Below are 13,233 nucleotides of genomic sequence, written 5' to 3' on the forward strand. Positions count from 1 at the left end.
AACACACAACACTAAAAATATGACGATTGAACAAGCACAGACAAAGGTAGACGAGTGGATCAATACCACGGGAATTCGTTATTTTAATGAATTGACGAATACGGCCATGTTGATGGAAGAGGTGGGCGAAGTAGCGCGGATTATGGCGCGCCAATACGGAGAGCAATCCTTCAAAGCTTCCGACAAAGACGTGAATCTGGCCGATGAGATGGCTGATGTGCTTTTTGTATTAATCTGTTTGGCCAATCAAACGGGCATTAACCTCACCGAAGCGCTTCAAAAGAACTTGGAAAAGAAAACCGTCCGTGATGCCGATCGGCATGCTAATAATGAGAAGCTCAGATAAATCATCAAATACTAACAAGCAAACAACATATATGAAAATACTATCTCATTTATTAATTGCGTTCTTGCTGTTCAGTTCGTGTCAGAACTCCAGCAACAATCAGAACACCGCGCAAAGCAACGAGTTCGAACATGGAGCCGTAGTAGCAGCGCACCCGCTGGCGTCCGATGTGGGCGTACAAATCTTAAAAGATGGCGGTAATGCCATCGATGCTGCTATCGCGGTACAATTTGCTTTAGCTGTCGTATATCCAAATGCGGGAAACATTGGCGGTGGCGGTTTTATGCTATATAGAAGTCACGACGGTGGCGTAGATGCCTTGGATTTTCGGGAGAAAGCGCCAGAAAAATCCGATAAAGACATGTATTTGGATGCCGACGGTAATGCGATTACAGACTTAAGTCTTTATGGCCAGCTGGCAGCAGGTGTACCGGGCACCGTTGCCGGCATGGTCGCCGCACATGAGAAATATGGCTCGATGGATTGGAAAGCGCTTGTTGCACCAGCCATCAAACTCGCCAAAGAAGGCTTCAAAATTACCGGCATGCAAGCCGAGGAATTCAATAAGCATCAGGAGCTTTTTTCAAAACTCAACACCGATGGCGCAGCGATTATTCGTAGCGAAGTGTGGAAAGAAGGCGATGTATTTCAGCAACCGGAGTTGGCCAGTACATTGGAGCGTGTAGCGAATGAGGGTCGTGATGGTTTTTACAAAGGCGAAACGGCCGATCATATTGTAAAAGAAATGCAGCGCGGCAATGGTATTATGAGCAAAGCGGATCTGGAGAATTATGAAGCCGTATGGCGCAAACCGGTAGAAGGAGTGTATCGCGGCCACCGCGTGATCTCTATGCCACCACCATCGAGTGGCGGTGCGGCACTGATCGCTTTATTGCAATCGGTGGAGTTGTATCCATTGACAGATTGGGGTTTTCAAAGTGATTCTGCGGTACGCGTGATTGTAGAAGCCGAACGTCGGATTTATGCCGACCGTGCAACGCACATGGGCGACCCGGATTTTCACCGCGTGCCGTTGAATAAGCTGATGGACAACGACCGTAATAAAGCGCGGATGAAAGAAATTAAGTTCGCCAAAGCCACACCAAGTAGTGAAGTGTTGGCTTCCAAATTCGCAGGTTACGAGTCGGAAGAAACCACCCATTATTGTATCGTCGATAAAGATGGAAATGCCGTTTCGTTGACCACTACGTTGAACGGCGCTTACGGTGCTGGCGTATGGGTGAACGGCGCTGGTTTCTTGTTGAACAATGAAATGGACGACTTTTCGGTTAAGCCGGGCGTGCCTAATTTATATGGTTTAGTCGGCGGCAAAGCCAATGCTATTGCGCCAAACAAACGCATGCTGAGTTCGATGACGCCAACGATCGTCGAGAAAGAGGGTAAGCTATTTATGGTCGTCGGCACGCCGGGAGGTTCTACAATCATTACTTCGGTATTTCAAACGATTACCAATGTCATTGATTATGGTATGGATGCGCAAGAATCGGTTTCCGCTTCGCGGTTTCACCACCAATGGCTGCCCGATCAGATCGATGTAGAAGATACTGCCATCAAACCCGATACGCGCAAAAGTTTGGAGCAAGCTGGTTACAAATTCCACGCACGCGGAAATATCGGACGTGTAGAGAATATTATTGTGCTGCCGAATGGTAAACTGCAAACCGGCGCAGATCCGCGCGGCGATGATGTAGCGAGGGGATATTGATTTTAGATTTGAGTATTTAGTATTGCGTATTGAGAAGACTTTCTGGTTTCCAATACGCAATATGGCTTATATAATTCGATTTAAAAACGGATAAGAACAGCGGTTGCTTCAACCGACCTAGCGTTCCGACTGGGTCAAGCCGGCCGAAAGTAAATCCTTAAAGAAAAAAAATCTGTTTGAGCAAAGCGAGTTTATTTTTGTTTAGGATTTCTGAGGCAGGATAGCAGTAAGGAACGCAGTCTTGATTTTTGCCAGACTTTTTATCAAGAAAAAGTTTGAATAAAAACACCTACTGTAACTTCTGATGAGTGCGCCACCACAAATCTGGCATTTCGCCGTCTACCGCCAGTTGATAATCTTCGTAGCGACATGGAACCAAGAAAAACCGTTCGTTCACCGATTTGGTGCCGAAATAAGGTACCTGCATCCACCAACGATCTGACTTTTTACTCTTCACAAAAACCAGTTCGTAGTCATCGCTTTCCAAGGAGGTGCGATAAATGATGTAATTGGATTTTGGATACATCGGCGCATCGCCCTTACGCGAATAAAAACCATCTACAAAACACCAAATCATCTGTGCTACCAACATTGCGCTGTGTCCCATCGGGTCGAAAGTTGGATTAAATTCATAAAATCCTACCGACGAACATTTGTCGGACATGCCCGCGTAGCGCGCTAACTGACAGGCTTCATCTCCATACAATCCATTCGGTGTTGCATTCGCATTGCCACCTGCTTCCGAAGCACGAATCGCGCCCATATCAAAGCTCACCATATCCGCTGCGCGGATCAAGGGTTCGGACTGATCTAGTTTTCCGGTAATTGCGCCAAGGCGCATAGTGTTGAAAAACAACTTGTTGTACATGTTGATCGACTCCTTGCTCACCAAATAAGTTTGATACGCGATATTGCTCAGGCTAAACAGATAATCTGGCTGGTGCAAGATGATGTGATTGAGATAAGTCGTCGAGTTGAGTGACGTGTTCTCATCACTTTCCTGATCAAGATCAAATCGGGAATCAATAACCGCCACCTCTACTTTTTGCTCTAGATTTTCGTACCCCGTATATTGCGCATACGTCAGATCCTGTCCGCCACCAATAATCACGGGCACGATCTGCATTTTTACCAATTCTTCTACTACGTTGCGTAGTGCCGCATACGTATCTTGTATACGTGAGCCCGCTTTGATATTTCCTAAATCGGCAATTCGTAGCGTATAATCGCCTTCATACAATTCGTACAAATGCTTGCGCACTTCGTTTGGTGCTTTTGCCGTTCCACGGTTGTTCACCGCGGCGCGATCTTCTTCTACGCCCACGATAGCGAGATGCGGTCTAGTATCTGCATCCTCCAAATCAGGGAAGCTGTCTTCGTAACGTACGATGGTTTTGCCGAGTTGTGAATTAAGAAAATCCGTGGTAGACGTAATTTCAGTTAAGGTAATCGGTTGAAAAAAATCTGCTAGAGTCATGAGTATGATAGGACTAAAGGGGCTTTCCGTGAATAAATAGCTTTTGTTTAGTACAAAGATGCACTTATTCCTTCGCTTTTACTCCCTCAAATAAGCATTTGCATGGTATGTATAATTACTATACTTTTGAAGAAAGCAATCTCAAACACCTAGTTAAAAGATGATTTTAGTAACTGGAGGAACCGGTTTTTTGGGATCTGTATTGATCAAAAAATTGATTGATGCAGGTCATAGCGTAATCGCATTGAAGCGGCCACAATCTATTATACCAGATGCACTAAAAGCATCTTCCTTGGTACAATGGGAAGATGCCGATATCACGGATTATTTCGCCTTGCAGGAAGTGTTTTCAGACATTAAGTACGTGTATCACTGTGCGGCAATGATTTCCAATCAGTCCAGAGATGCTATACAGATCACCCAAATCAATAGAGAAGGCACTAAGCATATCGTGAATCTGTGCGTAGCGCATCAGGCACGTTTAGTGCATGTTAGCTCAATTGCTGCGCTGGGGCCAAACAAAAACGGTCAGCCGGTCAATGAAGAAGCCAAATGGGAAATGACGCGAAAAACTGCCTTGTATTCTCGTGCGAAGCATGATGCGGAGATGGAAGTGTGGCGCGGGATGGAAGAAGGTCTGGATGCGGTCATTGTCAATCCATCGATCATGATGGGCGTAGGCTTGGGCAAAGGCAAAGTTGCCGCCAATGCCTTATTCGACCAAGTAAAAAAAGGACTTAAAATCTATCCCCTCGGTTCTGTCGGCATCGTCGACGTCGCGGATGTCGCCAGCATTATGATTTGGCTAATGAATTCCGAAATTTCTGGCGAGCGATTTATTTTGAATAGTGAAAATGTCTCATCGCGTGATTTGCTGACCGATATCAGTGCCTTGATGGGACGACCGGCGCCCAGCATACAAGCGGGCAAAACCTTGATGTCCGTTGCTTGGCGATTGGCGAAGGTTAAGGCGACGCTTTTCGGGCAGCCAGCGGCGCTCACCAAATATGCCGCCAGGGCAGCCTCAGAAAAAATGAGCTACGACAATTCCAAGATCATCCGTCTTACTTCGCATGATTTCGTGCCAGTAGCCGAAACCCTTAAAAATGTATACCAGGCATATTATGCCAAATAATCCATACGGAGCGTGAAGAATTATTATATCATTGACTTCGACAGCACATTTACACAAGTAGAAGCGCTGGACGAACTCGCCAGAATATCCTTAGAAGGAAGTCCGGAACAAGAAACCGTATATCGCGAAATAGAACGCTATACCAATTTGGCGATGGAAGGAAAGATCTCCTTTCGCGAAAGCCTCACCGGCCGAATTAGTTTACTAAAAGCAAATAGATCCCATCTGGATCAATTGATCAAACACCTCAAGAAGAAGGTTTCGAAGTCCTTTGATCGTAATCGTGCTTTTTTTAGAGCCAACGCCGATGCGGCTTGGATTGTATCTGGTGGATTCAAGGAGTTTATCACGCCCGTCGTGGCGCCATACGGCATCAAGACCGAAAACATCTATGCCAACACCTTCTTGTTTGATGCCGAAGGTAACATAATAGGTTATGACGATACCAATCCGCTATCCGACGAAGGTGGCAAGGTAAAATTGCTGAAAGAGCTTAATGTACAAGGCCGCTTATTTGGTATTGGCGATGGTTATTCCGATTTTCAGTTGAAGGAATCCGGGCTGATCGAACGGTTCTATGCTTTTACGGAAAATATTGCGCGCCAGTCTGTTACCGAGAAAGCGGATCATGTAACGCCAAGTTTTGACGAGTTTCTGTACGTCAATGATTTGCCACGCGCGATCTCGTATCCTAAAAATCGGATTCTATGTCTGATTATCGGTGATGTACCAAATGTGGCGGCCGAGATATTGAAGAATGATGGCTTTTCGGTACGTATCAAAGACAGCTTCGAAGAGAAATACGTAAAGGACGTCGGCATGTTATTGCTGGGGAATGACGTAGCGATTGATCCTGATCAGCTTCGTCGTGCGAATAAGCTCAAAGTATTAGGCTATCTAGGCGATGTAAAAGGCAATGTGTCGCGCACCGTTTGTTGTGAAAAGGGCATCGTCATTTTTGATGATAAGCGCCACAAAAAACGTAATTCCGAGTTCATTCCACGCCGTATGGCAGATTTCATCAACCATGGCGATACATATATGAGCCGCAACTTTCCGCCAATGACTTTACCAAAGTTGAAGCATGCGCACCGCTTGATACACATTCACAAGAATGTACCGGGCATTATGGCGCAAATTAATAATGTATATGCGGAGAATGAAGTCAATATTTTCTCGCAGTTCTTGATGACCAAAGATGAAATTGGCTACGCCATTACCGATGTGGATGCACAGTACGATAAAGACATGCTAAAACAACTGAAACAGATCGATAATACGATCAAATTCAGAATTCTATATAAATAGACTGATTATTCCAAGAGGATGCTTAAGTCTTCGCGGGATAAAGATTTTACGAAACTCTCTTCTGTCGTGATTAGCGCGGAAGAGAGTTTCTTTTTTCGGTTTTGTAGGGAAACTATCTTCTCTTCTACGCTATCTTTGCTGATGAAACGGTAGATAAACACATTGCGCTCTTGGCCAATGCGATGGCTGCGGTCAATGGCTTGCTGCTCTACCGCCGGATTCCACCACGGATCCAGAATAAACACATAATCCGCTTCTGTCAGATTAAGCCCCACACCACCCGCTTTTATAGAAATCAGAAAGATGCGTGTTTCCGAGTCGTTCTTAAATTGATTCACAGCAGCTTCTCTGTCTTTCGTGCTTCCATCAAGGTAAGCGTATTTCGTTTTCTTGCGGTCGAAATGGTGGCGGAAAATATCCAAATGCTTCACAAACTGCGAGAAGATCAAGATCTTGCTATCTTGCGTAGGTACCGACTCCAACATCTCCAGTACCGCATCGAATTTTCCGGAGCCATCGGCGTATTCCTGATCTACCATGTGCGGATGATTGGCCAGCTGCCGCAATTTCATCAATCCCTGCAATAAGGTCATCTGACTGTTTTCGCCTGCGACAGGTCCATCCAATAAGACATTGCGATAAGCAGATTTCGTGCTATCATACAGCTCCGCCTGCTTGTCGTTCATCGCGCAATAAACGATTTGTTCCGTTTTAGAAGGCAGTTCCGTAGCCACCTGATTCTTCGTACGACGCAGGATGAAAGGCTTAATCATGGCTTGCAGGCGCTGCGCACGATCCTCATCTTTCTTCTTTTCGATCGGGATCACAAATTCCTGTTGGAAATAATGGTAATTGCCCAATAATCCGGGATTCGAAAAATGCATCTGTGTCCATAGGTCGGCCACCGAATTTTCAATCGGCGTACCCGTGAGTGCCAAGCGATGTTTGCTGCGCAACGTTTTGATGGCTTTAAAAGATTTGGATCGCGGATTTTTGATGTGCTGACTTTCGTCGAGGATAATGTAATCGAAGAAAAAGGCACTGAACAAGGCTTCATCACTTCTAACCACACCGTAGGTCGTAATCACCAGATCATAGTGTGTAAATGCAAACGAATCTTTGGTGCGTGCATACCCTGTGTGCAGCAGCACACGGAGTTTGGGAGCAAAACGAGCGGCTTCCTTCTGCCAGTTGTACAATAGGGAAGTGGGCAAAATCAGCAACGAGGTAACCGCATGCTCGCCTTCGGCGCGGTTTTCTTTCTGCCGTTGCAGCAGAGCAATGGTTTGCACCGTCTTTCCAAGTCCCATATCATCCGCCAGAATACCGCCAAAGCGGTATTGCTGCAAGAAGTGAAACCAGTTGTAACCTGCTTGCTGATAGGCACGCAATTGTCCTTTGAAATGCAAAGGCGGCGGCATCTGCTCAATCTCTTCAAACGAGTTTAGTTTCTCCAGCTTGCGCTGGAAGGAGACCATCGTATGCTCGCTGATGTCTTGGAGAATACCGACATGCATTCTATTCAGTTTCAATCCATCGGTGGAGTTGGAGAAATGAAATAGGTGCTCGTACTGCGCAAACCATGCTTCGGGAATGACAGCAATCTCCCCGTTTGGCAATACAAATTCATGAATCCTATTTAGGATATGGTCGCGCAATTGCACAAAAGGTATTTTGTATGGGCCAAACGAAACAAAAGCTTGAAGATCAAACCAGTCATTGTTTTCTTCCACCGTCATGTCTATGCTAGCTAAACCCAAAAAGAAGCGTTTGGCGCCGGTCTGTTGCGCTACCACAAACCCCAATTCTTCTAACTGTTCAACATGCTTATTCAGCCACTCGAAAATCGAAAAGCTGTGTTCGCTCGAAGAGGCGGCTACGCCGAATGAGCCGAAGAGGCGATCTTTGGATTGCAAGCCCAATTCGATCAGTGTAGCTTCTTGCTTTTGTTCCCATTTCACGGATCGTTTGATCCGGGTGAAAGTATACGCATCCTGCGCTTCATCGTGCTGCAATCGTACCGTGATCGGGCGCTCAATGCTTGGTGGAAACGTATAGTCGCCGTAGCGAAAGCTCAACTCTATTTGCGGTGCTTGCCCTTCGGCGTAGCGAATAGTCAAGATCGGCACCGCATTTTCTTTCATGGTTTTGATCTCGAAACCTTCGGCGTAGACATTGTGGCGCTCGATCAAGTTCGAGACGAAAGTTTCAAAATATTTCTTCTCGGTGTTGCGCGGCACCGATATAAAACGCTTTTGCAAGAATGGACTGAGCTTTTTGCCGTCCAGCGGCTGATCGAAATGATACAATGTACCTTCGAGTAATAGCCAAGCCTGCTCTTGTATAATGACATTCGCGTCCTTATACATGAACTCCATGCGGTGCCCTTGGTATTTGATCGTCGGGAAATAGCGTGTTTCCTCTTCATTTCTTCTAAAATGAAATAGGATAGAAGCGGGCTCTTGCGCGATCTCCAATCTGGTTTCGGCCGGATAACCATCTTTTTTGCTCATCAGAAAGAGCGGACGGCCTTGCAGTTGATCAATTACCTTGAGCAAACGTTGTTCGATCTTTGGGCGAACAAACTGATATATTTTTTGGTCAAATATTTTGGTGAAATAATCTGCCGGACGGATCGGTTTTTTGTGATACCGCTTGATGATATGCGTTTGCTCGACTTCATCGAGCAAGCGAATCATCTCCATATCTGCTTCAGACAATCCTGCCGCGTACTCAGCTGCCGTATTCGTAAAAATCCTTTTGTAAGTGAGTGACAGCGATCCATTGCTATTAAGCTGCACCACATGCGGCTCGATAAGGTAGCCCAAGTAAGGGTGCTCCCCCAAGGAGTAAATTAAACGAAAAGGAAGAGTGGAATCAACTTGCTGCATGAAATGATTGTAGTGCTGTCTCGCAAAAAAGACCACTAATATACCATTCTCTCGCTAAAGTTTAAAATTCACCCTGAAATACCCATTTGGCAGGGCCGTGTAAAAACACATTGGTAAAGGAATCTCCATGTTTGTCGAAGGCGATGTGTAATTGGCCTCCCAACACACGAATGGCGATCTCTTGATGTCCTTCACGTTCTTCTTGCAAGGCAATGGCCATGGCTGCGGCTGTAGCGCCAGTACCACAAGCAAATGTTTCATCTTCCACACCGCGCTCAAAGGTGCGGCAGAAATAAGCATCTTCTCTTTCTTTTTCGATAAAGTTCACATTAATGCCATCCGCTTTGTAAGTGGCATTATTTCGGATCGCACCACCTACGGCGAACACATTTAGCTCCGGCAATCCGGCTACAAATTCTACGTAGTGTGGTGATCCCGTTTGCAAGATATAAGCTTCGCCATCACGCGAGAAGGTGTTCACGTCGATCATGCCAAGTTGTACTTGCTCGGCTTGGATATTGGCATGATGAACACCGTCAACTGCCATAAAGACAGTATCTTGCTCTATTACGCCAAGATCACGTGCGAAAGCGACAATGCATCGCCCACCATTACCACACATAGAACCTTTCTGGCCGTCGGCGTTGTAATAGACCATATCGAAATCAGACGAAATTCCAGAATTTTTTGTATGCTCCAACAACATTAGGCCATCGGCACCAATACCAAAACGACGATCACACATTTTGGCCACCAAATCGTGGTTATAATGGTCGAAATCATTATTTCGGTTATCGATCAAGATAAAATCGTTGCCCGCGCCTTGATATTTAGAGAATGCAATTTTTCTGCTCATGTCCTTTAAAATATGCTACAAATTTAATAATCTTGTTACAAAAGAGACCAATATGGTTAAATCTTGTTAAAAACCTGCTTTAAGCGTTTTTGATTAACATTATTTAACTGACAAAACTTGTACCAGCAGGCCGCATGGTATTACATTTGACTTAATCAAAGCAGCACCGGTTAGTAGCGGTGTTTATTTATGTTTCAACAATTAAAATCATTATGAAAAAAATAGGAGCAACATTATTGGTAGCGGCGATAGGAGGAGCTATCGCATTGGGGGGCTATAAGCTCTTCGAGAATCGGCAGCTGGATCGGATGACCTTCGAAGAACAACAGAAAGTTTTTTATGCGAATAATCCTGGTGCAGAAATCATGTCCTCTACCGGAAACCCAGATTTTACACAAGCAGCTGCGGCCGTGACACCGGGTGTTGTACATATTACGGTGACGTCTACAGCGCGTGGTTCACAACGTGGCGGTGGTGAACCGTTTGATCTTTTCGAGGAATTTTTCGGCATGCCGCAACAACGCCGACAACAACAGCCACGCCAATCTACCGGATCGGGATCAGGGGTGATTATCTCGCCAGACGGTTATATCGTGACGAATAATCACGTGGTGCAGGATGCAGACAAGATCGAAGTAAAATTGACTGATAAACGGACTTTTGAAGCTAAAGTAATTGGTCGTGATGCGAATACGGATTTAGCGTTGATCAAAGTAAGTGGCACCAATTTGCCTATTGTGAAACTAGGCGACTCGGATAATGTACAAGTAGGCGAGTGGGTGTTGGCAGTTGGTTATCCGCTTGGTTTAGAATCTACCGTTACGGCAGGTATTGTGAGTGCAAAAGGCCGTCAGATCGGGATTTTAGGAGAATCTCAGCAACAGCAACAACAACAGCAGCGTCAACGCGGATTTGGTAATCCGCAGGAACAGCAAGAGCAGATGGTTAATACCGCAATCGAATCCTTTATCCAAACGGATGCGGTTATCAATCGCGGTAATAGCGGTGGTGCCTTGGTGAATGCACGTGGTGAGCTGGTCGCGATCAACTCGGCGATTGCATCTCCTACGGGTGTGTATGCTGGTTATGGTTTTGCTATTCCCATCAACTTGGCCAAAAAAGTATTGGATGATTTCAAAGAATTTGGTAGTGTAAAACGCGGTTATGTAGGCGTTACTTTTACAGAAATTAATGCGGCTACGCGGGCAGAATTCGGTATTGACGATGTTTCTGGATTATATGTGAGAGATGTGGTGAAAGGCGGCGCTGCGGAAGGTGCAGGCATCAAAGCTGGTGACGTGTTGACGAAAATTGAAGGACGTACGATCGAGTCAACGCCCGATTTACAGGAGCGCGTGGCGAGACTTCGTCCAGGCGATAAAGTGAAACTGACGTACAAACGCGACAACAAAGAAAAAGAGGTTTCAGTTACTTTAAAAGGCGAAGAAACTAAAACAGCGGCAGAAGAGAAAGGCGGTTCAGTGAGTGGTGCAGAGATCTTTAACAAACTGGGCGCTAGCTTTGTGCCTGCTACCGACGCGAAGAAAAAAGAATTGGGTGTCAATTCTGGCGTAACCATCGCGCAGGTACACCGTGGTGGATTGTTTGAGTACTTTGGTTATGAGTCTGGTTTGGTGATTACCGAGATCAATGGTAAACCAGTAAACAATGTAGACGATGTAGAAAGTGCTTTGTCCAACACGCGTAGAAATATGATTAACATCGTGGCGGTGCCACGTAGAGGAAGCATTCGTGAAATGAATGTGCCCTTGCAACGATAAAAAGTAGATAGTTTCCATCCCAATGGAAGAGCCTCCCCAATTGGGGAGGCTTTCTTGTTTTTAGATAAATCGGGCTATTGCGGCAGCGGAATTATAATATCTCCGCATAATGTAGTAATTTCGATCACCCACAAAATGGACTAGCAATACATGAAGATATTAATGGTATGCTTGGGTAATATTTGCCGTTCGCCGCTGGCGCATGGCATTATGCAAGCATTGATACATAAAGAAGGATTAGACTGGCAGGTAGATTCAGCCGGTACGGGCGATTGGCACGTGGGCCAAGCACCAGACAGACGCTCCATCGCGACAGCAAAAAGCTATGGAATTGATATATCTAAGCAGCAGGCGCAATGGTTTCAAGCAGATATGTTTGACAAATTCGATAAGATTCTCGTGATGGATCGGCAGAATTACCGCGACGTGATTGGCCAAGCTAAAACCGATGAACAACGCGAAAAAGTGACGTTATTCTTACCAGAAGGCGAAGTGCCAGATCCGTATTTTGATGATACGATGTTTGAGCCTGTGTATGATATGATTGATGTGCAGGCAAAAGTTTTATTGAAAACTTGGCAATCCGAAAGAGAGGAGGACAAAGTATGAACGCCGGAGAAGTAAATAAGAAATGGGCAAATCTGCAACAGGTACTTGCCGAGCAGTTTGATATGGATATTCCCGACCTCAAGGTAATGTTGTTCCTTATCGGCGTCCAAGAACTTGGGAAAGGTCCGCAGGAATTCTCGAAGAGACAGAAAGAAGAGTTGATGCATATCGCTAACTGCCGTTTGTTTAGTTCCATGGGCTTTTATGAGTTGCAGGGCTTGGACGAAGAAGGTTGGCCGCACTGGGAACTGGTGAAGCCGATCCCCAATTACACGCTCATGGAGCAAGAATTAATTATCAAATCATTAATCATAGATTATTTTGAAGATGCACAGGTTATATAAGTTCGCAGTACTACTAGTTTGCGCGCTATTGCTAAGCAACAGCGTCACATATGCGCAATCACCTACTCACTACTATGTAGAGATCAAAACAGGCAAGGGCGATGCTATCTTAAAATTATACAACGAAACGCCTTTGCATCGCGATAATATGGTGCGATTAGTTCGTGCGAATTTTTATGATTCGTTGTTGTTTCATCGCGTGATCAATCAGTTTATGATACAAGGAGGTGATCCGGGGTCTAAGTTTGCGGTAGATAAACAAAGTTTGGGAGAAGGCGGACCAGGTTTTGATGTGCCAGCAGAAATCCAAGAGCAGCTGATTCACAAAAAAGGTACGATTGGCGCTGCGCGCGATAATAATCCAGAAAAGAAATCTTCGGGGTCACAATTCTATCTGGTGCAAGGCAAGAAGTATTCCGATGCCGGATTAGATTCCTTAGAAACCATGCGGTTGAAGAAAAAGCTCACACCACAACAACGCGAAACGTATACCACTATGGGCGGCGTGCCACATTTGGATGGCGAGTACACGGTGTACGGTGAAATCATTGATGGATTGGATGTAGTTGATGGAATTGCCAAGGTAGAAACCGACGGGCGCGATCGCCCTGTTGCGAATGAACGGATGTCTATGCGTACGCTAACGCGTGATGAAGCCTTGAAAATCGAATTAGGAGCAGTGCCAAAGCGCGGCTTTTTCGCTAGTATATTCTCTAAAGCACCTGCACAAGAATACGTGCTAACACCGAGCAAAAAATAA

General features: G+C 45.5%; 11 protein-coding genes. 8 read left to right on the plus strand and 3 right to left on the minus strand.

Annotation, left to right across the window (positions count from 1 at the left end; translation table 11 throughout):
• Window positions 1-19 precede the first annotated feature (19 nt).
• Both AC3IRT_RS00355 and ggt read left to right on the plus strand, forming a co-directional pair.
• Window positions 20-346 (plus strand): nucleotide pyrophosphohydrolase, encoded by a 327-nt coding sequence (locus AC3IRT_RS00355; protein ID WP_489394575.1) that lies wholly within the window; start codon window positions 20-22, stop codon window positions 344-346.
• 31 nt (window positions 347-377) lie between these two features.
• Window positions 378-2,072 carry a gamma-glutamyltransferase gene (ggt, locus tag AC3IRT_RS00360; protein WP_489394576.1) on the plus strand — a complete coding sequence of 565 codons (1,695 nt, stop codon included), beginning with the start codon at window positions 378-380 and terminating at the stop codon, window positions 2,070-2,072.
• Window positions 2,073-2,361: 289 nt separating this feature from the next.
• On the opposite strand, the gene AC3IRT_RS00365 is transcribed toward ggt, so the two are convergent.
• Complete coding sequence (locus AC3IRT_RS00365) at window positions 2,362-3,549, minus strand: formimidoylglutamase (protein WP_489394577.1); 1,188 nt, start codon at window positions 3,547-3,549, stop codon at window positions 2,362-2,364.
• A gap of 160 nt (window positions 3,550-3,709) precedes the next feature.
• Here AC3IRT_RS00365 and AC3IRT_RS00370 point away from each other — a divergent pair, with 160 nt between their 5' ends.
• Both AC3IRT_RS00370 and AC3IRT_RS00375 read left to right on the plus strand, forming a co-directional pair.
• Window positions 3,710-4,684 carry an NAD-dependent epimerase/dehydratase family protein gene (locus AC3IRT_RS00370; RefSeq protein WP_489394578.1) on the plus strand — a complete coding sequence of 325 codons (975 nt, stop codon included), beginning with the start codon at window positions 3,710-3,712 and terminating at the stop codon, window positions 4,682-4,684.
• 12 nt (window positions 4,685-4,696) lie between these two features.
• On the plus strand, window positions 4,697-5,992 hold the full coding sequence (locus AC3IRT_RS00375; protein ID WP_489394579.1) for an HAD-IB family phosphatase: 1,296 nt from the start codon (window positions 4,697-4,699) through the stop codon (window positions 5,990-5,992).
• Between the two features lie 5 nt (window positions 5,993-5,997).
• On the opposite strand, the gene AC3IRT_RS00380 is transcribed toward AC3IRT_RS00375, so the two are convergent.
• Window positions 5,998-8,883 (minus strand): DEAD/DEAH box helicase, encoded by a 2,886-nt coding sequence (locus AC3IRT_RS00380; protein ID WP_489394580.1) that lies wholly within the window; start codon window positions 8,881-8,883, stop codon window positions 5,998-6,000.
• A gap of 61 nt (window positions 8,884-8,944) precedes the next feature.
• Window positions 8,945-9,739, minus strand: coding sequence for a diaminopimelate epimerase (dapF, locus tag AC3IRT_RS00385; RefSeq protein ID WP_489394581.1), 795 nt, complete (start codon window positions 9,737-9,739; stop codon window positions 8,945-8,947).
• Between the two features lie 212 nt (window positions 9,740-9,951).
• Between dapF and AC3IRT_RS00390 the strand changes: the two genes are divergently transcribed.
• The 4 genes from AC3IRT_RS00390 (at window position 9,952) to AC3IRT_RS00405 (ending at window position 13,233) form a co-directional block, all read left to right on the plus strand.
• Window positions 9,952-11,520: a trypsin-like peptidase domain-containing protein gene (locus tag AC3IRT_RS00390; protein ID WP_489394582.1), complete on the plus strand. Its 1,569-nt coding sequence runs from the start codon at window positions 9,952-9,954 to the stop codon at window positions 11,518-11,520.
• 150 nt (window positions 11,521-11,670) lie between these two features.
• Window positions 11,671-12,129, plus strand: a complete 459-nt coding sequence (locus AC3IRT_RS00395) for a low molecular weight protein-tyrosine-phosphatase (RefSeq protein WP_489394583.1) — start codon at window positions 11,671-11,673, stop codon at window positions 12,127-12,129.
• Window positions 12,126-12,473, plus strand: a complete 348-nt coding sequence (locus AC3IRT_RS00400) for a hypothetical protein (protein ID WP_489394584.1) — start codon at window positions 12,126-12,128, stop codon at window positions 12,471-12,473. The genes AC3IRT_RS00395 and AC3IRT_RS00400 overlap by 4 nt, the downstream gene beginning before the upstream one ends.
• The gene (locus tag AC3IRT_RS00405) at window positions 12,457-13,233 is read left to right on the plus strand and encodes a peptidylprolyl isomerase (RefSeq protein ID WP_489394585.1); all 777 of its coding nucleotides are present in this window, start codon (window positions 12,457-12,459) and stop codon (window positions 13,231-13,233) included. Before AC3IRT_RS00400 ends, AC3IRT_RS00405 begins: the two co-directional genes overlap by 17 nt.

It is taken from the genome of Sphingobacterium sp. KH_072, from assembly GCF_057837975.1.